The 618-nt window shown below is 67.0% G+C and carries 1 protein-coding gene; it reads left to right on the top strand.

The window, feature by feature from the left end:
• Positions 1-14: 14 nt before the first annotated feature.
• Positions 15-618: DUF222 domain-containing protein (locus EII35_RS15585; RefSeq protein WP_125229348.1), on the top strand; the 604-nt coding region annotated here is incomplete at its 3' end.

Raw genomic sequence — 618 nt, 5'->3', positions numbered from 1 at the left:
ATGGGACTCCGTCGGTGGGTGAGTTTCTGGCCCATGAGGTGGGTGGGATTCTTCAGATCTCCCCGGATGCGGCGTTGGAGAAGATCGGAACGGTCCTGGATGTGCGGTTCCGGTTCCCGGCGTTGTGGGAGGCGTTCCTGAGCGGTTCGTTGCGGTGGTGGCAGGTCGCGGAGGTGGTGAACCGGCCAGCCGTCTCCCAGCTGAATGCGGAGGCGGCTTCGCGGTTGGATCGCAAACTCGCGGTCGCTCTCAGACTGTGGTCGTGGCAGCGGATCCGCCGCCACCTCGAAGCCTGGATCATCGCCGCCGACCCCGAGGCGGCCCGGGAACGAGAGACCCGGCAGCGGGAGAACCGGTACGTGGCAGTCGATACCGTCAAGAACGGCCACTGCGCCTTGTACGGGATCCTGGACCCGCGTGACGCGGTGGATTTCGATCATGCCCTCACCGAGGTCGCGAAAACCCTCCCGGTCGAGGCGGGGGATTTGAAGCAGCGTCGCGCCGCGGCGGTCGGGGTCCTCGCGCGTCAGGCGGGTGGGCAGGACATGCTGCCCCAGGCCACGGTATTCGTCCACATCAACGCCGACGACCCCGCCCTCAACCCCGACAGCGACTCCT

The sequence above is a fragment of the Arachnia propionica genome (assembly GCF_003932785.1).
Taxonomy (GTDB): domain Bacteria; phylum Actinomycetota; class Actinomycetes; order Propionibacteriales; family Propionibacteriaceae; genus Arachnia; species Arachnia propionica_B.
The sequence above is the reverse complement of the archived record's forward strand: the minus strand, read 5'-3'. Positions and strand labels throughout refer to the sequence as shown.